Raw genomic sequence first — 22,997 nt, 5'->3', positions numbered from 1 at the left:
TCCGGTATGGACCACGAAGCCGAGGTCGTTGGAGTCGGGACGGGCTCCGCGCCCGGCGGCGACGTACCGGCGGTCATCCTCTCCGCGCGCGGCGAGTACGTGCCGATCTTCGTCAGCGCGGATCAGGCGCAGTCGATCGGGATGGCGCTGGAGGGCGAACCCTTCGACCGGCCGCTCACTCACGACCTGCTCGTCGATATCCTCACCGAATTCGGCGGTGCCATCGACCGCGTCCGGATCGACGACCTCCGCGACGGGACGTTCTACGCGAAGGTCGACGCCGAGCGGTACGACGACGGCGAGCCGGAGCGGTTCGTCTTCGACGCGCGCCCGTCAGACGCCCTCGCGCTCGCGGTTCGGATCGACTGCCCGATCGTCGTCTCCGACGAGGTGATCGACGAGACCGGTCGCTCGCCAGACTCGGTTCGGTTCGACGACGGCTCGCGAGAGGGTCGTTGAGATCGGACGCTGAGCCCGGCCGCTGCGACCGTCCGCCGGTCCGGAGGTTCAAGTCGCCCCGAAACGGATGCGCGATTATGGACGAGACGGAGACGGAATCGGCGGCGGAGACGGGAACCGTCGCCGAGTCGTACACTGAAATGACCGAGATGCTGCTCCCGAACGACACGAATAACCTCGGGCGGGCGCTCGGGGGCGCGGTCCTCCACTGGATGGACATCTGCGGCGCGATCGCCAGCATGCGCTTTTGCAACCGACAGGTGGTCACCGCCTCGATGGATCACGTCGACTTCATCTCCCCCATCGAGATGGGCGAAGTAGCCGTGATCGAGGGGTACGTGTTCAACGTCGGTCACACCAGTCTCGACGTGAAAGTCGACGTGCGCGCCGAGAATCCCAGAACGGGTGAGGAGCGGCGCACCACCACCTCCTATTTCACCTTCGTCGCGCTCGACGATGACGGCCGTCCCGCGAGCGTGCCGGAGCTTGCCGCGCCGACCGCGGAGGAGAAGGCGCTGCGAGATGACGCGATCGAGGGACGGCGCGAACAGCTCGCCGAGGTCGTCGACCGCTACGATCTCTAGGCGGAGCGGTACGACGACAGACGAATGCCACGACTGCGGACGGCGACCGCAACTCCGACGAACCGAGACGCACGACGATAAGGGGCGAACAAACGCTACCGCGTCGCGCCGGCGTTGCGGTCGGATCCAGAGGTGACCTCGACACGACCGCCGAGCGGTGTCGTCACCTCCTCGTGCGCGGCTCGGACCCGCTCCGTGAGGCCGTCGAGACCAGCTCCGTCCACTCCGCCGCCCAAAAGCGCAGAAAGGTGGCTCCGGCAGTCGCAGTCGGACGCACCAAAGCCGTCCGCGGGGCCCGACGGGAGCCGGTCGGCGACCGCGCACTCGACGTCGACGCCGACGCTCCGCACCACGCGGTCGATCCGTGCGCCGGGATGGCCGAGCAGGTGATCGACGTGCCAGTGGCGGACGTCGTGGTCACCGCGGGCGGTCCGGCGATGTCTATCGACTCGCGAGAAGCCGCCCGCGCCGAGCGCGCTGCCGGTATAGGCGTACGGGCCCGGCTCGAACCGCCGCTCCCCGAGCGCGCCGACCTCGATCGTCGCGGAGACGCGGAGATCGACGAGGAGGGTGTAGGTTCCGATCGCGTCGCTCCCGCCACCGCCTGTGTCGCTCCCGCCACCGCCTGTGTCGCTCCCGCCACCGCTCACGAACGCGCCTCCGGCGGGTCGCTCGCGGCCGGTCGAAGGGCATCGACGAGATCGCGAGCGTCGTCCGTCAGCCGGTAGGCCTCGTGGAACTCGTCGGGGTCGCGTTCGCGCCCCGACAGCGATCCGACCGCGTCGGCGATCCGGTCGTAGTTGTCGCGGACGAGCCCGCCGACGATCCCCGGCGTGCCCGCGCGCTCGGCCAGCTCCTCCGCCGCCGAGCGCCCGGCGTACACGCGGCGCTCGGCGGGATCGACGAACACCATGGCGAACGGGCGCGAGCCGAACTGAGCGTCGAGGAAGGGACCGACCGGATCGGCGCTCCACGGCACCGCGACGACGCCCTCCAGTCGGCGGAGCGCGAGCGCCGCGACCGAGCAGTACGGACAGTCGCCGTCGAAGATCAAAATCGGCGCGTCCGAGTCTGCGTCCATGCCGATCGCTACGTTGCGCGCCGGCTTAAGCGGCCGGCCGGCGAGGACGAGACTAGCGAGCTCGTGGGGTGCTCGGGTGATTCAGTGCGAGTGGCCGAGCGCGTCTTCGAGCGACTGGCCGAACCGCTCCTCGAACAGTTCCGCGCCCGTGTCGTTCATCTCGGCGATGTCCTCGGGCACCTCGCCCTCGCTGTGGTGGACGATGACGTGCGCCTGCTGGGCCATCGCCTGCACGACGACGTCGCTGACGACGCGAGTCGACTGCTCGCCCTGCTCGCTGAGCACGTCGACGAGGCCGGCGGGCAGTTCGAACGACTCCTCTTCACCGTCGGGACCGGTGATCGTGTAGGTTTCCGTCTCTCCCATACCTCCCACTCACGGTCGGGACATAAGGGTCTGTGGAAAGCGTTCGCCGCGGGCGAACGGGCTCCGCCGAAAGCTGTTCGGCGACCGCTACCCGTGCGCCGAGATCGCCTTCACGGAGAAGCCGGAGGCGGCGATGCTCGCGAGGTAAACGGCGATCGCCGTGACGACGATCGAACCACCGGAGGGGAGTCCGAGCCCGATCGAGACGGCGAAGCCGCCGATCACCGACAGCTGCCCGAAGATCACGGCGAGGTACGTCGTCTCGCGGAAGCTCCGGGCGAGCTGTGAGGCCGCCGCGACGGGGACGACGAGCATCGCCGCCACGAGGATGACGCCGAGCACCTGCATCGCGCCGACGACGACCACGGCGGTCATCACCACGAGCAAGGTGTTGTAGCCGGTGACGTTCAGCTGTGCGACTCGGGCGGCCTGCTCGTCGAAGGTGATGAACAGCAGCTGTTTGTACGTGAGCGCGACCCCCGCGACGACGAGCACCGACAGTCCGCCCATGAGCCGCGCCCCCTCAGCGGTGACGACGGCGAGGTTTCCGAAGAGGTACCCCTCGATGTTGATCGCCGTGAGCCCGCGCCCGTAGCTGACGATCAGGGTGCCGACGGCGAAGCTCCCGCTGAGCATGATCGCGATCGGCACGTCGCCGTAGGCGTCGGTCCGTTCGGTGAGCCACTGGACGGCGAGCGCCCCGAGGATGGCGACGACGAGCGCGACGAGCAACAGGGACCCGCTCCAGCCCGTCGCCGCGTTGACGAGGATGCCGATCGCGACCCCCGCAAACGCCGTGTGCGCGAGTGTTTCACCGATCAGGGCCATCTCCCGGTGAACGAGAAAGGAGCCGACCAGCGGGGCGACGACGCCGACGAGGACGCCGGTCGCCATCGACTGCCACATGATCGGGTGCCGGAACACGTTCGTGCCGAACGCCGCGTCCATCCCGCGTCCGAACGTCCGAAAGGCGGCGTACACGTCGCTCGCGACCGGGAGGTCTCGGGTCCAGTAGAGGAGGACGAACCCGAGCATCGCGACCGCGACGACGGCCGTCGCGGCGATGGCCGCGAGCTCCACCGTCCGTCGGATCCCGCGCTCTCGATGTCGTCCGCGAGCCGACTCGTCAACGTTGTCGGCTGCGGCGGCGGTGTTGGCGGCGGTGTTGGCGGCGGTTGTGCTGTCGGCGGTTGTGCTGTCGGCGTTGTCGGCCACGGTGCCGTCGGCGGAGGTGGGCGGTCCGTCGGGCGGCGCGGGTGACTCGTCGCTCATCAGTGGTGGTGGTGGACGACCTGTCCGGTCGCGCCGTACGCCTCGGAGAGCGCGTCGCTCTCCACGAACGACGCGGTGTCCCCGTGATGGTACAGCTCGGTGTTGATACAGGCGATGCGGTTCGCGCGGTCCGTGACGACGCCGATGTCGTGTTCGATGAGGATGATCGTGATCCCGTCGGCGTTCAGTTCGTCGAGGAGGGCGTAGAACGCGTCTCGGGACTCAGCGTCGACGCCGACGGTCGGCTCGTCGAGGGCGAGGAGGTCGGCGTCGCTCGCCAGGGCCCGCGCGATGTACGCCCGCTGTTTCTGGCCGCCCGACAGCTCGGTCAGCAGTCGGTCGGCGAGGTCGCCGATGCCGACCGTCTCGATCGCGTCGGCGACTGCGGCGCGATCGGCCGCCGAGAGCCGACCGCGCCCGGCGTGCGCGAACCGACCCATGGTGACGCACTCGCGGACGGTGACTGGCATCGCCCCGCCACGGCTCGTCGCCTTCTGTGAGACGTAGCCGATCCGACCGCCGTCGTCGAACTCGTCGACCGGCCGGCCGAACAGCTCGACCGACCCCTCGTCGGGCGCGTGGAGCCCGAGCATGAGGTGGAGCAGCGTCGTCTTCCCGGAGCCATTCGGGCCGACGAGTCCGAGGAAGTCGCCCTCCTCGACCGTCAGAGAGACATCGCTCACGGCGACCGTGTCGCCGTAGGAGAACGTCACGCCGTCGAGGTCGACTATCGCTGTCACTGGACGTGGGGGATCTGCGTCGGCCGAACGTTTAGCTCTTTTAGTCCGCGTTCGTCGGCGGCGGGACGGCGGACCGACAGCGACGCGGTGAGGAGACGGCTCACTGGACGCCGAACGCCCGCTCGAACGCGGGAACGTTGATCTCGGTCATCTGTTCGAGGTAGCCGTAGCCGGCGTCGTTCCACTCTCGGGTCGTGCCGCCCGCCGGCGAGACAGCGACCGTCTCGGTCGCGTCACTGTTCTCCACGATCGTCTCGGCGAGTCTCGGCGATTCGAACCGGTCGTACAGCACCGTGTCGATCCCCTCCGCGTTCACGAGCTCGATGGTGTCGGCGATCTGGCTCTGGCTCGGTTCGTTCTGGGGCGAGACGCCGACAGGCGAGTGGAGCCGGAATCCGTACCGCGCCTCTAGGTATTGAAACGAGTTGTGTCCGGCGATGACCGCGACGTCGCGCTCGGCGTCCTGGGCGATCGATTCGAAGGCGGAATCGACCGCGTCGAGTTCCTCGGCGTACGCGGCCGCGTTGTCCGCGTAGTCGTCGGCGTTGTCGGGATCGGCCTCCCCGAGCCCTGCCGCGATCGTGTCGACGATCTCGACCGCGAGGACGGGATCGGTCCAGACGTGGGGATCGTGCTGACCCTCGTCGCGGTCGCCGCCTTCCCCGTGATCGTGGTCGTCTTCGCTCTCCCCTTCGTGATCGTGGTCCTCCTCGTCGGCGTCTCCCTCGTGATCGTGGTCCCAATCGAGGAGGTCGTCCTCCAATCCGGCGAGTCCGTCGATGACGGCGATGGAGTCGTAGTCGGACTCCAGCGTCGCCGCGAGGTCCTGCGCCCACGAGAATTCGGGGCTGTCCAGGTAGACGAACGCGTCCGTCGAGGCAACCTCCGCGGAGAGGGTCCCGTCCGGTGACCAGCCGTGGCCGAGCCGACCGACGTCGACCGGATCCTCGAAGGTCGCGTGATCGCCCGCGACCCGATTCGCCCAGTCGCTGAGGGTGAAGAAGGCGGCGTACCCGCCGTCGAACTCGTCGGACGCACCGGGTCCGCCCTCCCCGGCGTCCGAACAGCCGGCCAGCGTGACGGCCGCTCCGGCTGTGAGGAGCCCCGTCCCGCGTTTCAACACCGACCGACGTGAGTGATCCATACCAACGACTACGGACAGTTAACAGAAAAGAATTGTTATTTCATAACTCAAGGTTAATAAATCGGCGTCGAGAGCGATCGAGAATTGTCAACGCGGCGAGGGATATGGCGACTCACCCGGTACCGCCGATGGCGACTCACCCGGTACCACCGCTGGCGACTCGCCGGTACCGCCGATGGCGACTCGTCCAACTACCTCGCCGCCGATACCGAAACGCGGTCCGTTCACTCGGTGAGGTCGACCGTTGCCGCTTCGGCGAGGTCGGCGAGGGAGTCCGGATCGATCGCGAACACCGCGCTCGGCGTCCCGGCCGCACCGTAGACGGTGTCGTACGCTACGAGCGTCGGATCGAAGACGGTCGGGAGCGCGGCGTCGTGACAGAGGGGCGGGACGCCCCCGATGCTCCAGCCGACGACGTCGCGGATCCGGACCGGATCCGCCATCGAGGCCGCCGACGCGCCGAAGTGCTGTGCCGCGGCGTCGAGATCGAGTCTGTTCGCGCCACTGGTGATCGCGGCGACGAGGTCGTCGCCGTCACCGATACCATCACCGTCGCCGTTACCGCCGTCGTCGACTCCCGACAGCGACACCACGATCGTCGAGGCGATCGCCGCCGTGTCGCAGCCGACGGCGTCGGCGGCCGCGGCCGCCGTCTTCGTTCCCGCGTCGAACTCCAACACGTCGAGGTCGACGCCGTACCGGTCCTGTGCCCGCTCCGCGAACTCAGCTGCGCGCTCGTGCATCCTGCGAGTACGGCGCTCGGGACGTGTTATCAAGTTCCCGGATGCGGTACGTATTCCGGCCGATCGAACGGCGTCCGTCGTCGCGGGCCGTTCCTGGCGGGTCGTTGCTCGCGGGCTGCTACTCACGGACCGTTACTCGCGGGTCGTTACTCCCGGGCCGTTACTCGCGACTCCGTCGCCGGCGGTTCAACCGCCGGCTTCCAGCGGCGCTTCGCACCTCGCTGCCGCACGGGTTCGAGGTGCACGGTTCACTCGCGCCTCGCTCATCGCGTCCGAAGCTCGTCTTTGTCCTTGATGACGCGAGCGTCGCCCTCGCCGGACGTGACCTCGTTGACGAGGTCGTACAGGTCGTTCTGGAGCCCGGCCGGGAACGTGAGCACGCCGACCCACGATCCGTCATTCTGCCACTCCTCGCGTTCGAGATCGCCGAACTCTCGGACCTGCGCCTGTCCGGATCCCGCGTAGTCCGCGGGGAGCTGGACCGCCATCGTCACCTCCTCGAAGCGGATCGGAATGACGGGTCGAAGCGCGTCGAGCGCGTCGTCGACCTGATTCTCGACGGGCTCCATCGGATCGACCTGGAACCCCGCCTCCTCCAGCGCGCGCTCGATCCGCTCGGGCGGGTGCGGGGAGTCGTCCATCTGCGGGTTCACGGCGTTCCGCGTGATGGTGGTGACGAGCTGGTTGTGCTTCCGTTCGAGCATCTCCTGGCGCTGCTCGGCGGTGATCTGGATCTCCCCGCGCTCGACGACCTCGGGGATGATCGCGAGCGGGTCCGTCGTCCCGAACACGGTCTCGAGGTCCTCTTCCGCGGGCCGATCGCCGCGAGAAGCGTTCTCGAAGACGTCCTCCGCGGCGATGACGTCCTCCAGGTCGCCGTCGAATTCGCCCCGTTTCATCGCGAGCGCGGCGTCGGGGTCGATCAGCACCTCGAATCGTTCGCCGTGCGACTCCAGTCGAGCCGTCACGGCCTCGTCGAGCGATATCATACCAGGGGATACCACCCCCGTGGTCAAAAAGCCTCCCGCGCGCCGCGGCGTTCGAAGCGGCTTCGAAGCGGAGTCGACACGCCCTCGATTTCGCGGCGTTCAGCTCTTCGTCGTCGAGCGCTCGTCAGTCCACCCGTTTCGACAGCCCTGCGAACAAAAGTGTCGGTGTTCCACGTCCTCGCCGTCGACCCACGTGACGGTCCGCCGGCCGACGCCCAGCGCCGGCCCCCCACACGTCTCACAGCGCGGCGCGGACTCCTCGTCGACGTCCTCCTCGAGGTCGGAAGTCGGATCTACCATACTCCTGGGTGGACCTCCGGGCACTTGAACCCGCGAAGGGCGGCAGTTCTGGCCGGGGCAAATGCACCCGGCCACGAGACCGGCGTCACCGTCCTGCGGTGCGCTCGCCGGGACGGCGACGTTCCTCTCCCCGCCTCGCGTTCCGCTTCGACGGGTGGTCGACGGTGATCTCTTCGTCCGCGGTTAGGTCGGCCAGCGTCCGCTCGCGACCGTCCGGCCAACGGACGTCGACGCGAACCGGTGCCGAGCCGCCGAGCCCGAAGTGCGCCACCGGCTCGGTCTGGCAGAGGCATCCCCCGCCGGCGTCGACCGTGCGGCGCTGAACGCCGGTCGTCGTTTCGAGCCGCACGACCGCGCCGCGCGCGGGCGCTCCGTGACGCGTGGTGGGTCGGACGCGAATCCAGCCGGCGTCCGCCGCGGTCGGGTCCGCGTACACGGCGATCGGCTGCGCGGCGACCTCGCCGTGGACGACGACGAGTTCGAGGACGCCGTCGCCGTCGAGGTCAACGGCGACAGCGCCGGTCCCGTACCCGTCCGGCTCGGCGGCCGGTCCGGGGTCGACTCGCCGCCAGCGGGTGGCGAGCGGTTCGTCCCCGGACCCGGTCCGTTCGTAGAGGCGGTTCGGTTCCCCGGAGGCGTTGTAAAACAGTTCCTCGCGGCCGTCGTTGTCGAAGTCGGCGGCGACGACCGTGCGGACTCGATCGGGACCGCGGAGCGACGAGGGGGCGACGTCCGAGAACGCGCCGGCGTTAGTGCGGCGGAGGAGTCGGTTCGGCCCGCCCTCGTTCCCGATCGCGAACGCGAACGTCCCGTCCTCGTCGACCAGGGCGGCTCCCCGAGTGTCGCCCGCGGGGTCCGCGAGCGCAGGGTGCCCGTCCGCGGCGTCGGCACCGTCGTAGTGGCCCCCCTCGTTCCGGAAGAGTCGGTTCGGGCCGCGCTCGACGCCCGCAAAGAGGTCGCCCTCGCCGGAGCAGTCCGGGACGGCGAGCAGCGACCGGCAGCCGCCGTCGACCTCCAGTCCGACGGCGTCGGCCATGTCCGTGATCTCCCCGTCGTCGCCGAGTTCGTAGAAGGCCAGGGGGGCCGAGTACCCGGAGACGGCGACACCGTACCGTCCGGTCCCGAGCCGATCGAGCGCGGCGACGGACCGTCCGGCGCGGACGTCGAGGCGGTCCGCGTTCACGTCGAGCGCGAACACGTCGGTCCAGCGGTACCGCTCCGATTCGAGCCGATTCAACAGGAGGTCCGGGTCCCCGCCGCCGTCGACGCCCTTGGTGCAGTTGTGGACGTACACCTCCTCACAACCGTCGGCGTCGAGGTCGGCCGCGCACACGCCCATTCCGTGGCGCGTCCCGTCGGCGACGATGCCGCAGGCCGTGTCGACGAAGCGGTCGCCGTCACGGGCGTACAGCCGGTTCGGCTCGCCGTAGCCGGCGACGAAGACGAGCGGCCCCTCTCGGCCCGGCGTCACCGCGACGCCGTAGCCGCGAACCGGGTCGTCGTCCGCGACGAGGTCCGACCGCTCCGTGAACATGGCCGTCCGTCACCGCTCGGGGAATATGAACGCACGGGTTGGCTCCCGCCCGCGGGCGACGCGGAGTATAAAAGGCCGAACTCGACAGCGACGACTACTTATAAATGAATATGCTGTGCGGTGGCGTCGCCGGACTCCGTCCGGCTGCTCGTGGCGCTTCGCGCCACGCTGTCGCCGGCGCGTAGCACCGGCTGCAAGCGAGAGCTTCGCTCTCGCCCTGCGTGCCTCCGAGCGCCCCAACGGGGCCAAGGAGATCGCGCGAGGGACGCCGCGAGCGCCCTTTTTAAGGCGCGAGCGGCAGCGAGGCGCTACGCGCCTCTGGAAACCGGCGCAAAGCGCCGGTGACGAGGCTGGGGAGGCGTGAGGTGCGGTTGCCGGTGCTGGTAGGGCGGGACTCAACGGGGCAGTCGCGAGGCGGGCGCAGGCGACGTAAGCAGGGAGGGATCGGAGGTCCCTCTTGAAGCCGGCGCGAAGCGCCGACGACACCGCAGGAACGAGCAACGCGAGTGACGAGGAGCGTGGTTCGAGAGAGCAAAGCTCTCTCGTCATCCCGAAAATCGGAGATTTTCGGGCGACAGCGAGCGTGCACCCGCCTCGCGGCTGGGGCTTTGGGGGTGCTTACCGCCGATCCGCGAGCAACGATTTATAAGCGAGTGGCTGGGGCTTTGGGGGGTGCTTACCGCGCTGTGGACAACAATCACTTATAAACAGCCGCGCTACAGGCGTCGCTCGACGTAGCGATTGATCGCCGAAACCCGATCGGGATCGAACGTCCACATCCCGCGCCAGACCCGCGGCTCCGTTTCCACGGCGAGAAGGCCGACCCCGCCGTCGATCCCGCGCCCGAGGTGGTTCCCGGGGTCGGCGTCGACCGGCGACGTCCCCTCCGGGGGTCGGTACACCACGAACCAGCTGTCGGTGAAATCGCGGGTGTCCCCGGCGTGGACGACGGCGTCGAGATCGCGCGGGAGGTGGTCAGGAACTCCGTAGAGGTGCGTGTCGACTCCGGTGGCGGCCACGCGCTCGTACACCTCGCGCGTGCCCACCTCGTCGTCGATCCGCGAGAGCCGCTGGAACGACGACCGAAGCGTACCGTCACCGGCCGTCCACGCGGCCTGCTCGATGAATCGCGAAATGGTGATGAGAAGCAGCTTCTGCCGGTTCGATTCGGGGTACCCACGCAGGGTGAACGTCGTGTCGTCGAGACCGGTGATCACTGCCGGAAGGTCGATGTCGTCCAGCGAACGGCTCCCGGTCATGTACAGGTCGGAGTTGACGAACAGCACCGCGTCGCCGAGGTCGCCGAGCGTCGACCCGGCGACGACCTCGTCGCCCTCGACGAGCAACGCGAGGTTCTCGACGTCCTCCGGATCGTCGCCGTCGAACGGCACGGCGTCGTTCCGTCGGAGCGCGTCGACGTCGATCGCAGGACCGGCGGAGCCGTCGCCGGAAAACACGGAGTCACCGTCGGAGATGTGACATTTCGTCACGCTCTCGTCGACCACGCGCACCGCGTCGTCCCCGAACGTGTCGACGAGCATGTTCAACACCGGATCGGGGTCGGTCCGGTTGACGACGACGACGGACCGCTCGACGCCGTCGAAGCGATCCAAGAGCTGTTCGAGGGTCACGGCGCCACTTCGGAGCGAACCGCGTATAAATATTGTCTCGCACGTATCCTGTTTGAAAACCGGGGTGACCGTGCGCGCCCGATATCGCGGGTTCGTCGCCCGCGCTCAGGCGATGGTCTCTTCGAGCAGCTGGAGCGGGTGTTCGACCTCGTAGCCCGTGCCGTGTTCCATCTGCATCGCGCAGGTCGGACACTCCGTCATCCCCACGTCGCCCTCGGCGTCCTCCATGTGTTCGAACATCTCCGCGCCGATCTCCATCGACGTCTCGTACTTCTCCGCCTTCCAGCCGTAGGTCCCCGAGATGCCCGAACAGGAGTCGCCGACGTCTTCCATGGTGACGCCGTCGACGTCGCGGAACGTCTCGACGGCCTGGCGCGAGAGCCCCTGGTTTCGGGCGTGACACGGTGCGTGGTAGGCGAACGCCCGCTCGTCGGCGAACTCGGTCCCCGAGAGCTCGCCCTCAAGGTCCTCGTGGATTCGGAGGTACTCCAGCGCCTCGAAGGTGTGCTCCGAGACGTCCTCGATCCCGTGGATGTCGAACAGCTCCGGGTACTCCTGACGCAGCGACAGCGAACACGAGGTACAGGAGGCGATCACGTCCGCGCCCTCGCCGATGGCCTCGATCAGGTTCTGGACGTTCGTCTCCGCGTGCCGACGTGCGTCCGTCAGCATGCCGTTGGCGAACATCGGCGTGCCCGAGCACTTCTGGGGCGGCACCATGACCTCGTAGCCGAAGTGCTCGTAGACACGGACCATGGCCTTGCCGACCTCCGGCGTGTTGTAGTTGGAGTAACAGCCGTGGAAGTACGCCACGCGCTTGTCCGAATTCTCGATCCGCGCGCCGCCGCGATCCGTCCACCACTCGCGGAACGTCTGCGTCGCGAACTCGGGAAACTCGCGATCGCCCGCGATCCCGAGCACCTTCTCGCCGAGCGTCATCGCGCCCGGAATCTTCGTCGCAGCGTTCGCCAGCCGCGGCACCTTGCTCGCGATCGACGCGAAGAATCGGTAGTTCGAGAGGATGCGGTTCCGAACGTACTCCCGAGAGAGCGTCTCCATCTGCTCGTCGACGTACTGGCCGCGAGCCTCGTTGTGCATCTGCGAGAGCGGTACCGAGGAGGGACAGGCGTCGTCACAGCGCATGCAGTTCGAACAGGAGGTGATCGACTCGTCGATGTCGTGGTCGTCCTTGCGCTTGAGCCGCCACTGCTCTGGGCCCTGGAACTTCGGCCCCGGGAACTCCTCGTCGACCTCGGCGACCGGACAGGAGGTGTCACAGCTCGTGCACTTGTAACAGGAGTCCGCGCCCTCCCGGAGGTCCAGGTCGCCGCCGGGGAACACGTCGACCGGGTCGTAGGCGTCCGGGTCGAGCTCCGCGGAGTCTGAGCCGCCGGTCGCACTCGTGGTGGCGCTCCCCTCGCTCTGGGTACCGCTCCCCGCGCTCTCGACGCCGCCGTCGGTGGCGGCGCGGTCCGCGGCCGGGGCGTGGCCCGCGACGCGCCTACCGCCGCGGTCGGCAGACGCGGTCGACTCGGGCATCGTTCCGTCGTCCGGGACGAAGATCGACGGCTGCTCGTCGCGTCCGGCCTCCGGGACGCCGGGGGCGGGCGTTCCCGTCCCGTCGCGGTCGCCACCGCCGGTTCCGGTCATTCCGCTCGCGTCGTCCGTCACTCCGTCGTCCGTCACTCCGTCGTCCGTCACTCCGTCGTCCGTGTGTCGTGTCATTGGGTTGCCTCCGTCGCCGCCTGCCGCCCCGCCACGATCCCGGTCGCGAGCGACACCCCGCTCGCGGACTTCTCTCTCGCCGCGTCCGCGCCGCCGACGACCCCGCCGGCGGCGAAGACGTTCCGATACGCCGCTTCCCCGTCCGCGTCCAGCGCGCGCCCGTCCTCACCGATCCGTACGCCGAACCGTGCGTACGGCTGGTCGCCGAACGCGTCGTCGACGAACCAGTCGTAGCGGTCCGCGGGCTGTTCGACGTGCAGACCGAAGACGGGTTCGCTGACCCCCTCGCGGTCCGAGTCGAGCCCTTTCCCGACGAGCCCGCCGGTCGCCAACACGAACGCGTCGGCACCGTAGGGGACCTCCCGCCCCTTCCGGTCGACGGCGACCGTCGCTATCCGTCCGTCGGACTTCGCGTCGATCCCGACCACCGGGTTGCCCGTCTCGAACCGGACGCCCTCGGCGTCGAGCGCGTCGTACAGCCGATCCTCCAAGCGGAGCCCGGGCAGGCTCGGCGGCCCCATCGGGATCTCGAACACGTCGGCACCGAGGCGGTCCGCCAGTTCCGCGCGAACCTCGTCGCCTGCCCCGTCGCCGAGGAACGCCGGGAAGCCGACGCGCTCGACGCGGTCCACGCCGCCCTTCTCGTCCACCACGTCGTGGAGGTGCGGGCCGACCGCCTTCGCCAGCGCCTTGCGAGCGGGAGTCCCGTCTATCACCTCGTCGTGGTCGAGCGCCTTCGCGAACCGGGTGATCTTCGTGTCGGTCCGGAACGCCTCCGCGAACTCCACCTCCGCGCCGGCGACGTCGAAGGGGACTCCCGCCGCCTCCAGCCGTCCGGCGAAGGCCCGCGCGTCGTACTCCGTGAGCGACCGGAACCCGACGATCAGAGTCGGGCGCGGGTCGCTCGCGAGTCCCGCCTCGGCCGCGGCCGGGTAGCGCGCGGTCGGCTTCACGCTCCCACCGAACGACGGTACCAGGGCGTTCCGGTCGGTGTGCCCGCCGCGATACGCGTCTCCTGTGAGCTCGTCGAACAGGCCGAGCCCCTCCCGGAGCGCATCGGTGCCGACGACGCGATACGGGTGATCAACCGGGAGCCGATCGATCGCCTCGTAGGGATCCGGGAGCGGCCCCTCCGGATCCGGCCACTCGTCGCGGTCGAGCTCGCGGCCCGCGGTCGGCGGCCCCTCTCGTGGCGGCTTCGCGGGCTCGGTAGCCGGGACGTACCCGAGTGCGTCGATCAGCCCCGAGGCCTGCCGGAGGGTGCTCGCCTTGTGGGAGAGCAACCGCACGTCCGCGCCCTCGCGGGCCGCCGCGATCGCCGACGTGATCGCCGCCAGCCCCCCGCCGACGACGAGCACGTCGCTATCGATCGCCATCGGTCCCTCCGTGCGCCGCCGGGTCGCCAACTGTGCGGTCCCCATCGACGTCCGCGTCGTCCCCTGCGCGGTCCCCATCGGCGGCCGCGTCGTCCCCTGCGCGGTCCCCATCGGCGGCCGCGTCGTCCGCTGCGCGGCCGCCGTCCGTCGCCGCAGTTCCGGCATCACTGCCTTCGCCGCCAGATCCGGCCGTTCCGGACCCTTCCGACCCCGCATCGAACGCATCGAAGTCGACCTCGTTATCGAGAGTTGCCGGGTCGCCGTCGCGGTTCATCGTCGTCGCGTGCAGCAGGTGGTTCAACATCGCCTGCGAGAGCTGGCGGCCCCACAGCGCGTGCCGCTGCCCCTTCCAGCGCTCCTGGTACAGCTCGTCCTCCGCGTCGCGCACGACGGACTCGGGGTACTCCTCGGCGAGCTCGGCGGCGATCCGGTGAGAACAGAACCCGCCCTGACAGTTCCCCATCGACGCCCGCGTCCGGAGGCGGACTGCGTTGAGATCGCTGCCCGCCTCGTCGATCGCGTCCCGCACCTCGGCCCGGGTGACGCCCTCGCACTCGCACACGACCGGGTTCGGATCGACGCCCCCGAGCACGTCGTCCGCGCGCGACCCGAGTCGCTGACCCGAGCGCCGGGCGACCGGCGATCGGAGGCCGAACTCGTCCATCAGCTCGTCCATTCGGGCGGGGTTCTCGGAGCCCGGCAGCGGTGTCTCGGCGGTGTCGCAGGTCGCGTCGTGGCCGAGCAGATCGCAGACGTGATCCGAGATGGACTCGGCCATCATCCGGTAGGTGGTGAGCTTCCCGCCGACGATCGTCGTCATGCCGGGGAGGTCGTCGCGCTCGCCGTGATCGAGGAGGAAGTAGTCGCGCGTGATGTCTGTCGGATCCTCGGTGCCGGTCCCGGGCGGTTCATAGAGGGGTCTGACCCCCCAGAACGATCGGAGCGTCCGGGCGTCTTTTAGCGCCGGAATCAGCTCCGAGAGCGTCTCGATCATGAGGTCGACCTCCCACTCCTCCTCGGGGTAGTCCTCGGGGTCGTCGACCTCCTCGTCGGTCGTGCCCAGGATGCAGGCGGTCTCGTGGGGGACGACGATGTCCGCGTCGCCCTTCGGCCGGCAGCGGTTGATCACGGTGTCGACCTGCCGGGTGTTCATCACGGTCATCACCCCCTTCGAGGGGCGCACCTCGACGTCGACGCCGGCCATCTCGCCGACGTTTCCGGCCCACGCGCCGGTCGCGTTGACCACGTGGCGCGCGCGGATCGCCTCGGTCGTTCCCGGTTCGCGGTGGACCCGCTCGCCGGGTCCCGTCTCGTGTTCGACCTCGACGCCGACGACCTCGTCACCCTCGACGAGCACGTCGGTGACCTTCGCGTGGGTCTCGATCCGCGCACCGTGCTCGCGGGCGTCCGCCGCGTTCGCGACGCAGAGCCGGAATGGGTCGATCGCGGCGTCAGGGAGCGCTATCGCCTTGTCGACGTCGCGGGCGAGGTACGGTTCGCGGCGGCGGGCCTCCTCGCCGTCGATCACCTCGGCGGGGATGTCGCACGCGCGACAGCCCTCCAGCTTCTCCCGAAAGTACTCCTCGGAGTCCTCGGGGCGCTTGACGAACAGCCCGCCGGTCTCCTCGACGCAGTGGCCCGCGATGTCCCGGAGCACGCGGTTCTCCTCGATGCACTCGCGGGCGCTCTTCCGGTCCGACACGGCGTACCGGCCCCCGCTGTGGAGGAGCCCGTGCATCCGCCCGGTCGTCCCGTGCGTCAGGTTACCCTTCTCGACGAGGACCGTCTCGAGTCCCCGCCGCGACAGATCCCTGACGACGCCGCAGCCCGTCGACCCCCCGCCGACGACGACGACGTCCACCTGTTGGTCCATATCGATCCGGTCGGACTCCGCCCACTTTACTTTATCTCCTTCACCGAGTTGTCCATAACAATCAGGGTCGATCGACTAATACGAGTGCCGACACGGAGGCGTTATTTATATATCTCGTTTATCACACGCGCCGAAAACCGGATTTTAACAGGAAGATTATTATGGTAGTACATTATGTTCACGAACGGCGTGGTAGCTCCCGTGAAGATATGTCGTGGCGGCGACGATGACGATTCCGGATTCCGGTCTCAGAACCGGTTTCCGGGCCGTACGCGGCGCTCGGCCGGAGGCGATGATCCGGTCCGCGCGTCGGTGAGAGGGCCCGGATGGCGACGCGATCGCCGCTCGGCTCTCGGTCGTCGTCGCCGGCCGCAGTCGCGGCGACGTCGCGGTCGCCGTTGGTGACGATGTCGCCGTCGCGGTCGACGTCGCAGCCGACGTCGCCGTCGCAGCCGATGTCGCAGCCGACATCGCCGTCGGTGACGATGTCGCCGTCGCAAGCGGACCAGCGCCACAGGAGGGATCCAACACATGACACAGTACGTCGGTGCGATAGACCAAGGGACGACCGGCACCCGCTTTATGGTGTTCGACCACGGCGGGCAGGTCGTCGCGAACGCCTACGAACAGCACGAACAGATCTATCCGAATCCGGGGTGGGTCGAACACGACCCGATCGAGATCTGGGAGAACACACAACAGGTGGTCCTCGACGCGCTCGCCGACGCGGGACTGGAGGCGAGCCAGCTCGACGCCATCGGGATCACGAACCAGCGCGAGACGACGATCGTCTGGGATCGCGAGACCGGTAAGCCGGTTCACAACGCCCTCGTGTGGCAGGACCGCCGAACGACGGACCGCGTCGAGGAGATCCAGGAGGCGGGCAAAGTCGAGGAGATCCGCGAGAAGACTGGGCTGGAGTGTGACGCCTACTTCTCCGCGACCAAGACCGAGTGGATACTCGACAACGCCGAGCCCCTCAAGATGCAGAGTTCCCGCGGAGGCGACCTCCGCGACCGGGCCCGCGAGGGGGAACTCGTCATGGGGACGATCGACGCGTGGCTCATCTACAACCTGACGGGCAACCACATCACGGACGTCACCAACGCGTCGCGGACGATGCTGTACAACATCCGGGACCTAGAGTGGGACGAAGAGCTCCTCGAGGAGTTCGACGTACCGAAGGAGATGGTACCCGAGGTTCGGCCTTCCTCCGACGAGGACCACTACGGCCACACCGACGCCGACGGCTTCCTCGGCGAGGAAGTCCCCGTCGCCGGCGCGCTCGGCGACCAGCAGGCCGCCCTGTTCGGACAGACCTGCTTCGACGAGGGCGACGCGAAGAACACCTACGGCACCGGCTCCTTCTACCTGATGAACACCGGAACCGAGGCCGTCGCGTCCGACCACGGCCTGCTGACGACCATCGGCTTCCAGATGTCCGGCGAGCCCGTCCAGTACGCGCTCGAAGGCTCCATCTTCATCACGGGTGCCGCCATCGAGTGGCTGGAGGACGTCGACCTGATCAACAACGCTGCGCAGACGGCGGAGCTGGCGCGGTCGGTCGAGTCGACCGACGGCGTCTACATGGTTCCGGCGTTCACGGGACTCGGCGCGCCCCACTGGGACGGCCGCGCCCGCGGTACCATCGTCGGGATGACCCGCGGTACGGGGAAAGAACACATCGTGCGGGCGACGCTCGAATCGATCGCGTACCAGACGCGCGACGTCGCCGAGGCGATGGAGGCCGACTCCGGCGTGGAGACGACGAGCCTTCGCGTCGACGGCGGCGCGGTCAAGAACAACTTCCTCTGTCAGCTCCAGTCGGACATCCTCCAGACGGAGATCGCTCGCCCGGAGGTCGACGAGACGACGGCGCTCGGCTCGGCGTACGCCGCCGGGCTCGCGGTCGGCTACTGGGACACCGTCGACGAACTCCGCGATAACTGGCAGATCGATCGGGAGTTCTCCCCGGAGAAGGACCAGGCCGAGGTCGACACGCTGTACAGCCGCTGGGGGGATGCCGTCGAGCGATCTCTCAACTGGGCGCGGGACGACGGGGAGGGCGAGTAGATGAGCTCCCTCGTCGCAACCGCCGCGCTCGCACAGGCCAGCGGGTGGAACGCGGGATCGGTCGACGCGATCCTGGAGGTCCTCCTCGATCCCACGATCTGGCTCGGGGCCGCCGCGGGCGGGGCGTTCGGTGCAGCGCTCGGTGCGCTCCCGGCGTTCATCTTCACCGGCTTCCTCGTCATCGCGGGCGTCTGGGGCGGCGACGCCGCCCAGGGGGTCGGCGTCGGCGTCGGCTTCGGACCGGTGTTCGGTCCGCACATCTCCTTCGCGGGCGGTGCTGCCGCGGCGGCGTACGCCGCCAAGAAGGGCGACATGGAGTCCGGGTTCGACTACCACAACGCGAAGGACATCGGCTTCGCGCTCGGGAGCCGACCGGACATCCTCGCAGTCGGTGCCGCCTTCGGGGTGTTCGGCATCCTGCTCGAACAGGTGCTTCGGAACGGCGCGATTCCGACGGACCCGATCGCGTTCACCGTCGTGGCCAGCGCACTGCTCCACCGGCTGGTGTTCGGGTACTCCGTGATCGGCACCGTGAGCGACAGGGCGAGCGGCTACTTCGACATGGGACCGTTCGAGCGCGAGGAGATGCGGTCGGCCGGATCGGTTCCGGGCGACGGCGAGAAAGACGGAGCGGACCGTCTCGCCGTCGAGCCGTGGCTGCCGAACATGTACAAGTGGTCGCACGTCACGGCGATCGGTCTCGTCGCGGGTCTTGGGGCCGCGTACGCCGCGATCCAGACGGGGAGTCCGTTCCTCGGCTTCGGGATCAGCGCGGCGACGCTCCTGTTCTTGAACCTCGGCGTCGAGCGGATACCCGTCACCCACCACATGACGCTCCCCGCGGCGACCGCGTACCTCGCGACCGCCGGGACGGGATACAGTCCGATCGTCGCGCTGGTGATCGCCGGGCTGTTCGGCGTCCTCGGCGCGCTCGTCGGCGAGGCGTTCCAGCGCGTCTTCTACGCGCACGGCGACACCCACGTCGACCCGCCCGCCGCCTCGATCGCGATCACGCACACGTTCATCGCGATCCTGTCGATCGTCGGTATCCTCGGATCCGCGGTCTGGGTCCCCGGAGCCGTCTGATCGATCGGCCGACGCGGCCGCGGCGGTCTTTTATTCGGACGGAAGGAGCCGAGCGAACACCACGTAGCCGAGGACACCAGATATGCCCCCGATCACAACACCGGTGAGAAAGCCATGACGGACCAGCGACGCGAAAAGCGAGACGAGCGACGCCGCCACGAGTGCGAGACCGGCCGCGCCGTGGTGGTAGTTCCCCGCGGTCGGATGATCGCGGAGCGGCTTCCGCTCCGCCTCCGGGACTCGAATGCTCGCGTGGTAAGGGATGTACAGCCGAGTGCCGATTCCGGCCGCCGCGGCGACGATCGACGCCGCCTGCGCGTCGCCGAGCAGGTGGCCCGCGACCAAGAAGACTCCGATCGCGGCGAACAGCGCGACGACCTTGCTCCATCTGCCGGCGGCCACGACCGAGTCGTGGAACTGCTGGTCGGGCATGTTCGCCGAGAAGCGGCGGCTCGGGTTAAGTGTGTGGAGCGCCCCCCGCCGACGCCGCGCGAACAGCCCGCCCGATCGCGGTCGGGTCCGCCCGAGAGGGATTTAACACCGTTCGCGCGCATCACGGGACATGAACACGCTCGGACTCGAGAGACGCGACGCGCGGAACCTGGTCGCGGTCGCGGTCGTCGTCACTATCGTCATGGCGTTCAGCGCGGAGGGACCGGTCGGCGTCCGCGTCGCGGCCGGTGCGGTCGGCGGCGCGATAAGCGCCGTCGTGTTCGTGATATCGACGCTACTCATCAACCGATACAAGCCGGAACACTGGTAACAGCGGGGTTCTCCGGCCCCGACCGTTCCGCTCCGAGTCGGTTTTATTTCCGCGCGTCGGAGGCCCGACCGTGAACATCGACGACCGGATCGAACGGCGGCTCGGCTACGACGCCGGGGCCGGCGTCATCGTCGATCTCGACGCCGTCTCGCCGGTGTCGCACGTCGAGTCTCCCGTGGGGCGAGGACCCGCATTCGAGCGACTTCTCGACGTGTTCAGTCCGGTATTTTCCGGATCGCTCCCCCCGACCGCCTACGTTCACGGGCCGAAGGGGAGCGGCAAATCGGCGAGCCTCTCCGCGCTCTTCGATCGGCTCGCGGCGCACAGCGGTCCGCGGCGGGCGATACAGACCTCCACGCGCGCGGTCGAGCCGACACTTCCGGGATTCGTCTACGTGGACGCGCGACGGGCGTCCACTCGATTCCGGCTCTACCACGCCGCGTTCGCCGACGTGAGCGACGATCCGGTCCCCCGTCACGGAATCGGCACCGGCGAACTCGCCGACTCCCTTCGGGACGCCGTTCGGACGGGCCCGGATCTCGTCGTCGCGGTCGATCACGTCAACGAGCCGGAGACGCCGACGGCGACGACCGTCGTCGAATGGCTCGCCGACGTCGGCGACGACATCACGCCGGTGTGTCTGGGCCGGGACCCGCCCTCCGAAATTGGGTGGGACCCGAACGCGTCGGTGACGTTCGAGCCGTACCGGCGTCACGTGCTCGTCGAACTGCTGACCAGTCGATGTTCGACCGGGCTGGGTCGCGACGCGCTTAGCCACGACCAGATCCGCGAGATCAGCGAGTGGGCGGACGGGGACGCTCACGATGCGCTCGCCGCGATCGCGGGCGCGGCGATCACCGCGGAGCGCGCGGGCGCTTCCACGGTTCGACCCCAGGACCTCGACGAGGGGATCGAGGGCGTTCCGAAGCCCGGCGCAGCGCTGGGGCGAGTCCTGGCGCTCTCCGAGAGCCGGCGACGGCTCCTCTACGAGCTGGTGAGCCTTCCCGAGTCCGACCGGTCGTCGGTGAGCGTCGCGACGGAGACGATCGCTTCCCGGCCGACCGTCGACCTCTCGGCGTCGACCGTACGCCGGGTGCTGTACGAGCTCGCGGACGCCGGGCTGCTCGACCGGGTCACGGCCGCGCGCAGCGACGGGAAGGGACGGCCGCCGAGTCGGCTCGTCCCGCGGTTCCCGACCCTCGTGTTCCGCGAGCTGTTCGACCGCCCGGGATAGCGCGGGCCGAGAAGGGACACGGCGCGTTCCAGCCGCCGGCGACGAACGCAAGACAGTTTGCTCGGTCGGTCCGATTTCCGGTATGATTCCGCCTCTCGCGCTGGACATCGACGGCACGCTGACGACGTCGAGCGGCCGGATCGACCCGCGCGTCTTCGAGCTGTTGCCAGAGTGGGACGCCCCGGTCGTCTTCGCGACGGGGAAGGCGTTCCCCTACCCGGTCGCACTGGCGCACTTCCTCGGCCGCGAGGAGGTCGTTATCGCCGAGAACGGCGGGGTGGCGTACGTCGACGGCGAGACCGCGATTCTCGGTGACCCGGCCGCGCCCAGAGCCGTTGTCGAGGCGTTCCGCGAGCGCGGCGGCGAGGTCGGCTGGGGCGACGGCGACACCGTGAATCGCTGGCGCGAGACGGAGGTCGCGCTGTCGCTCGACGCCGACGAGGTCCTGTTGCGCGAGGTCGCCGCGGCCGCCGGCGGCGACGTCGAGGTCGTGGACACCGGCTACGCGTACCACGTCAAATCGACCGACGTCAGCAAGGGGAAAGCGCTCGAACGCGTCGCCGACGCGCTCGATCTCTCCCCCGCCGACTTCGTTGCCGTCGGCGACAGCGAGAACGACGTCTCCACGTTCGCCCTCACAGGCGAGTCTTACGCCGTCGCCAACGCGGACGCGGCCGCCCGCGACGCCGCCGACGTCGTCCTCGACGACGCCTACATGGACGGGACGGCGGACGTGCTGAAGGCGCTCCGCGAGCGCGCGGAGTGAGACCGGAGTGAGACCGGAGTGAGACCGGAGTGAACGCGGAATGAGCCCGCCCAGCGTCAGCGTGTATTTATAAATGAGCGACGAGCGCACGATACGCTGCTTATAAACGATCGGCTGGGGGCATTGAACGCGTTCTCCGTCAACTCACCGATAACTATTTATAAACGAGCGACCGGATGGTCGTGATCGGTCTCGGAAGAACGTCGATCACGGAAATCTACTCGATGCCGTCGAACCCGACACGACAGTTCGGATCCACGCCCTGGCGCAACCGCTTTGTCCGTCGTGCTCGTGAGACACGGCCATGACCGGGCAGATCGAGGCCATTCACACGGCACCGGAGGCGGGCGCGCCCATGGAGGAGCGGGATCGCGTCGAGGCGGTCTCGGGACGGGGACTCCGCGGCGATCGATACTTTCTCGACCGCGGGACCTACTCGGACTCGGCGCGCGGCGTGAGTCGCGAACTCTCGCTGATCGAACGCGAAACGCTCGACGCCGTCGAACGCGACTACGGCGTCGCCGTCGGTCAGGGCGAACACCGGCGAAACCTCACGACCGCCGGCGTCGGGCTCAACCGCCTCGTCGGAACACGATTCCGCGTCGGCGAGGTCGCCTGTGAGGGCGTCGAACTCTGTGAACCGTGCTCATACCTGGAACGGCTGCTCGACCGCGAGGGGATCCACGACGCGCTCGTCCACCGGGGCGGGCTCCGCGCACGAATCGTCTCTGACGGGACCATCGAACCGGGTGCCCCAATAGAGATTGTCGGAGACGCGGCGGATGCGGCGCGCTCGCGACTCGCGGATTCGTCGTGACGGTGACGGCGTGAACAGACGTGACGGCAGGTGACAGTCACGTCGTGAACAGTTCGGTGTCCTCCGGGACGGCGAACAGGCCCATCCGAACGCCGGCGTCGAGCCAGCCGTAGCCGTACGAGTACGACGCGAGCGCGTTGACGGGGTCGCCGTCCGCGCGGAAGTGGCGGCCGTCTTCGAGGTACGACTCGGCCATCTCGACCACGTCGGCCGCGGCCGCGCCGAGCGGCGTGTCCACCGGCGGTCTGGGCTCCGCGACCGCGAGCGCGTCCGCGAGCATCCGCTCGTAGCGGTCGGTCTTCTCTGCCAGATCGGCGGCCATGAGTGACGGTTCCCCCGATGGACGCAAAAAACCCTCGGGCGGCGAGCCGGTTCCGTGAGATGGCAACCCTCCGGGGTTCGCGTCTCCGAAATCGCAACGACGATACCGTCGGAGCCGAA

25 protein-coding genes are annotated in these 22,997 nt (G+C 68.8%); 8 read left to right on the top strand and 17 right to left on the bottom strand.

The annotated features are described in order from the left end of the window. Positions 1-6 precede the first annotated feature (6 nt). A complete protein-coding gene (locus ACFQEY_RS11080; RefSeq protein ID WP_379768476.1) occupies positions 7-459 on the top strand; it encodes a bifunctional nuclease family protein in 453 nt (150 codons plus the stop codon). A 77-nt stretch (positions 460-536) separates the two neighbouring features. Beyond that, positions 537-1,043 carry an acyl-CoA thioesterase gene (locus ACFQEY_RS11075; protein WP_379768474.1) on the top strand — a complete coding sequence of 169 codons (507 nt, stop codon included), beginning with the start codon at positions 537-539 and terminating at the stop codon, positions 1,041-1,043. A 95-nt stretch (positions 1,044-1,138) separates the two neighbouring features. On the opposite strand, the gene ACFQEY_RS11070 is transcribed toward ACFQEY_RS11075, so the two are convergent. The 15 genes from ACFQEY_RS11070 to ACFQEY_RS11000 form a co-directional block, all read right to left on the bottom strand. Continuing rightward, on the bottom strand, positions 1,139-1,693 hold the full coding sequence (locus ACFQEY_RS11070) for a GIY-YIG nuclease family protein (protein ID WP_379768472.1): 555 nt from the start codon (positions 1,691-1,693) through the stop codon (positions 1,139-1,141). Beyond that, positions 1,690-2,124 (bottom strand): thiol-disulfide oxidoreductase DCC family protein, encoded by a 435-nt coding sequence (locus tag ACFQEY_RS11065; RefSeq protein WP_379768470.1) that lies wholly within the window; start codon positions 2,122-2,124, stop codon positions 1,690-1,692. Before ACFQEY_RS11065 ends, ACFQEY_RS11070 begins: the two co-directional genes overlap by 4 nt. Positions 2,125-2,205: 81 nt before the next feature. Next, positions 2,206-2,490 (bottom strand): DUF7545 family protein, encoded by a 285-nt coding sequence (locus ACFQEY_RS11060; RefSeq protein WP_379768468.1) that lies wholly within the window; start codon positions 2,488-2,490, stop codon positions 2,206-2,208. Positions 2,491-2,577: 87 nt separating this feature from the next. Beyond that, positions 2,578-3,762 (bottom strand): metal ABC transporter permease, encoded by a 1,185-nt coding sequence (locus ACFQEY_RS11055; RefSeq protein ID WP_379768466.1) that lies wholly within the window; start codon positions 3,760-3,762, stop codon positions 2,578-2,580. Continuing rightward, complete coding sequence (locus ACFQEY_RS11050) at positions 3,762-4,502, bottom strand: metal ABC transporter ATP-binding protein (protein WP_379768464.1); 741 nt, start codon at positions 4,500-4,502, stop codon at positions 3,762-3,764. Before ACFQEY_RS11050 ends, ACFQEY_RS11055 begins: the two co-directional genes overlap by 1 nt. A 100-nt stretch (positions 4,503-4,602) precedes the next feature. Continuing rightward, positions 4,603-5,646 carry a metal ABC transporter substrate-binding protein gene (locus tag ACFQEY_RS11045; RefSeq protein ID WP_379768462.1) on the bottom strand — a complete coding sequence of 348 codons (1,044 nt, stop codon included), beginning with the start codon at positions 5,644-5,646 and terminating at the stop codon, positions 4,603-4,605. 224 nt (positions 5,647-5,870) lie between these two features. After that, positions 5,871-6,389, bottom strand: a complete 519-nt coding sequence (locus tag ACFQEY_RS11040) for an aminoacyl-tRNA deacylase (protein ID WP_379768460.1) — start codon at positions 6,387-6,389, stop codon at positions 5,871-5,873. 263 nt (positions 6,390-6,652) lie between these two features. Beyond that, complete coding sequence (locus ACFQEY_RS11035; protein ID WP_379768458.1) at positions 6,653-7,378, bottom strand: ribosome assembly factor SBDS; 726 nt, start codon at positions 7,376-7,378, stop codon at positions 6,653-6,655. A gap of 99 nt (positions 7,379-7,477) precedes the next feature. Then, positions 7,478-7,678: a DUF7576 family protein gene (locus ACFQEY_RS11030; protein ID WP_379768456.1), complete on the bottom strand. Its 201-nt coding sequence runs from the start codon at positions 7,676-7,678 to the stop codon at positions 7,478-7,480. Between the two features lie 85 nt (positions 7,679-7,763). Then, positions 7,764-9,212 carry a CRTAC1 family protein gene (locus ACFQEY_RS11025; protein ID WP_379768454.1) on the bottom strand — a complete coding sequence of 483 codons (1,449 nt, stop codon included), beginning with the start codon at positions 9,210-9,212 and terminating at the stop codon, positions 7,764-7,766. A gap of 716 nt (positions 9,213-9,928) precedes the next feature. After that, entirely contained in the window at positions 9,929-10,843 is a 915-nt protein-coding gene (locus tag ACFQEY_RS11020) for a hypothetical protein (protein WP_379768452.1), read from the bottom strand. 105 nt (positions 10,844-10,948) lie between these two features. Beyond that, positions 10,949-12,493 (bottom strand): anaerobic glycerol-3-phosphate dehydrogenase subunit C, encoded by a 1,545-nt coding sequence (locus tag ACFQEY_RS11015; RefSeq protein WP_379769259.1) that lies wholly within the window; start codon positions 12,491-12,493, stop codon positions 10,949-10,951. Positions 12,494-12,564: 71 nt separating this feature from the next. Beyond that, positions 12,565-13,944: a glycerol-3-phosphate dehydrogenase subunit GlpB gene (gene glpB, locus ACFQEY_RS11010; RefSeq protein WP_379768450.1), complete on the bottom strand. Its 1,380-nt coding sequence runs from the start codon at positions 13,942-13,944 to the stop codon at positions 12,565-12,567. Further along, entirely contained in the window at positions 13,931-15,817 is a 1,887-nt protein-coding gene (gene glpA / locus ACFQEY_RS11005) for an anaerobic glycerol-3-phosphate dehydrogenase subunit GlpA (RefSeq protein ID WP_379768448.1), read from the bottom strand. Before glpA ends, glpB begins: the two co-directional genes overlap by 14 nt. Positions 15,818-15,995: 178 nt before the next feature. Then, the gene (locus tag ACFQEY_RS11000) at positions 15,996-16,355 is read right to left on the bottom strand and encodes a hypothetical protein (protein ID WP_379768446.1); all 360 of its coding nucleotides are present in this window, start codon (positions 16,353-16,355) and stop codon (positions 15,996-15,998) included. Here ACFQEY_RS11000 and glpK point away from each other — a divergent pair. After that, positions 16,349-17,890 carry a glycerol kinase GlpK gene (gene glpK / locus ACFQEY_RS10995; protein ID WP_379768444.1) on the top strand — a complete coding sequence of 514 codons (1,542 nt, stop codon included), beginning with the start codon at positions 16,349-16,351 and terminating at the stop codon, positions 17,888-17,890. The two genes, ACFQEY_RS11000 and glpK, sit on opposite strands and share 7 nt — an antisense overlap. Beyond that, positions 17,891-18,976 carry a DUF7973 family transport facilitator gene (locus tag ACFQEY_RS10990; protein WP_379768442.1) on the top strand — a complete coding sequence of 362 codons (1,086 nt, stop codon included), beginning with the start codon at positions 17,891-17,893 and terminating at the stop codon, positions 18,974-18,976. Positions 18,977-19,006: 30 nt separating this feature from the next. On the opposite strand, the gene ACFQEY_RS10985 is transcribed toward ACFQEY_RS10990, so the two are convergent. Beyond that, entirely contained in the window at positions 19,007-19,408 is a 402-nt protein-coding gene (locus tag ACFQEY_RS10985) for a hypothetical protein (RefSeq protein ID WP_379768440.1), read from the bottom strand. Between the two features lie 130 nt (positions 19,409-19,538). Between ACFQEY_RS10985 and ACFQEY_RS10980 the strand changes: the two genes are divergently transcribed. The 4 genes from ACFQEY_RS10980 (at position 19,539) to ACFQEY_RS10965 (ending at position 22,556) form a co-directional block, all read left to right on the top strand. Beyond that, a complete protein-coding gene (locus tag ACFQEY_RS10980; protein WP_379768438.1) occupies positions 19,539-19,739 on the top strand; it encodes a hypothetical protein in 201 nt (66 codons plus the stop codon). Positions 19,740-19,809: 70 nt separating this feature from the next. After that, complete coding sequence (locus tag ACFQEY_RS10975) at positions 19,810-20,973, top strand: Cdc6/Cdc18 family protein (RefSeq protein ID WP_379768436.1); 1,164 nt, start codon at positions 19,810-19,812, stop codon at positions 20,971-20,973. Between the two features lie 82 nt (positions 20,974-21,055). Then, a complete protein-coding gene (locus ACFQEY_RS10970; RefSeq protein ID WP_379768434.1) occupies positions 21,056-21,739 on the top strand; it encodes an HAD-IIB family hydrolase in 684 nt (227 codons plus the stop codon). 304 nt (positions 21,740-22,043) lie between these two features. Further along, positions 22,044-22,556 (top strand): MOSC domain-containing protein, encoded by a 513-nt coding sequence (locus ACFQEY_RS10965; RefSeq protein WP_379768432.1) that lies wholly within the window; start codon positions 22,044-22,046, stop codon positions 22,554-22,556. A 37-nt stretch (positions 22,557-22,593) separates the two neighbouring features. On the opposite strand, the gene ACFQEY_RS10960 is transcribed toward ACFQEY_RS10965, so the two are convergent. Next, a complete protein-coding gene (locus tag ACFQEY_RS10960; RefSeq protein ID WP_379768430.1) occupies positions 22,594-22,878 on the bottom strand; it encodes a DUF357 domain-containing protein in 285 nt (94 codons plus the stop codon). Between the last annotated feature and the right edge of the window lie 119 nt (positions 22,879-22,997).

The sequence above is a fragment of the Halorubrum trueperi genome (assembly GCF_042662525.1).
Classification (GTDB): Archaea; Halobacteriota; Halobacteria; order Halobacteriales; family Haloferacaceae; genus Halorubrum; species Halorubrum trueperi.
This window is presented reverse-complemented; position numbering and strand designations above follow the sequence as displayed.

Bases quoted from the DNA above. Each gene is read 5' to 3' on its own strand.
- ACFQEY_RS11080 (WP_379768476.1), top strand. From the start codon at position 7: ATGGACCACGAAGCCGAGGTCGTTGGAGTCGGGACGGGCTCCGCGCCC.
- ACFQEY_RS11075 (WP_379768474.1), top strand. From the start codon at position 537: ATGGACGAGACGGAGACGGAATCGGCGGCGGAGACGGGAACCGTCGCC.
- ACFQEY_RS11065 (WP_379768470.1), bottom strand. From the start codon at position 2,124: ATGGACGCAGACTCGGACGCGCCGATTTTGATCTTCGACGGCGACTGT.
- ACFQEY_RS11060 (WP_379768468.1), bottom strand. From the start codon at position 2,490: ATGGGAGAGACGGAAACCTACACGATCACCGGTCCCGACGGTGAAGAG.
- ACFQEY_RS11055 (WP_379768466.1), bottom strand. From the start codon at position 3,762: ATGAGCGACGAGTCACCCGCGCCGCCCGACGGACCGCCCACCTCCGCC.
- ACFQEY_RS11045 (WP_379768462.1), bottom strand. From the start codon at position 5,646: ATGGATCACTCACGTCGGTCGGTGTTGAAACGCGGGACGGGGCTCCTC.
- ACFQEY_RS11040 (WP_379768460.1), bottom strand. From the start codon at position 6,389: ATGCACGAGCGCGCAGCTGAGTTCGCGGAGCGGGCACAGGACCGGTAC.
- ACFQEY_RS11035 (WP_379768458.1), bottom strand. From the start codon at position 7,378: ATGATATCGCTCGACGAGGCCGTGACGGCTCGACTGGAGTCGCACGGC.
- ACFQEY_RS11030 (WP_379768456.1), bottom strand. From the start codon at position 7,678: ATGGTAGATCCGACTTCCGACCTCGAGGAGGACGTCGACGAGGAGTCC.
- ACFQEY_RS11025 (WP_379768454.1), bottom strand. From the start codon at position 9,212: ATGTTCACGGAGCGGTCGGACCTCGTCGCGGACGACGACCCGGTTCGC.
- ACFQEY_RS11015 (WP_379769259.1), bottom strand. From the start codon at position 12,493: ATGACCGGAACCGGCGGTGGCGACCGCGACGGGACGGGAACGCCCGCC.
- glpB (WP_379768450.1), bottom strand. From the start codon at position 13,944: ATGGCGATCGATAGCGACGTGCTCGTCGTCGGCGGGGGGCTGGCGGCG.
- glpA (WP_379768448.1), bottom strand. From the start codon at position 15,817: ATGGACCAACAGGTGGACGTCGTCGTCGTCGGCGGGGGGTCGACGGGC.
- glpK (WP_379768444.1), top strand. From the start codon at position 16,349: ATGACACAGTACGTCGGTGCGATAGACCAAGGGACGACCGGCACCCGC.
- ACFQEY_RS10990 (WP_379768442.1), top strand. From the start codon at position 17,891: ATGAGCTCCCTCGTCGCAACCGCCGCGCTCGCACAGGCCAGCGGGTGG.
- ACFQEY_RS10985 (WP_379768440.1), bottom strand. From the start codon at position 19,408: ATGCCCGACCAGCAGTTCCACGACTCGGTCGTGGCCGCCGGCAGATGG.
- ACFQEY_RS10980 (WP_379768438.1), top strand. From the start codon at position 19,539: ATGAACACGCTCGGACTCGAGAGACGCGACGCGCGGAACCTGGTCGCG.
- ACFQEY_RS10970 (WP_379768434.1), top strand. From the start codon at position 21,056: ATGATTCCGCCTCTCGCGCTGGACATCGACGGCACGCTGACGACGTCG.
- ACFQEY_RS10965 (WP_379768432.1), top strand. From the start codon at position 22,044: ATGACCGGGCAGATCGAGGCCATTCACACGGCACCGGAGGCGGGCGCG.
- ACFQEY_RS10960 (WP_379768430.1), bottom strand. From the start codon at position 22,878: ATGGCCGCCGATCTGGCAGAGAAGACCGACCGCTACGAGCGGATGCTC.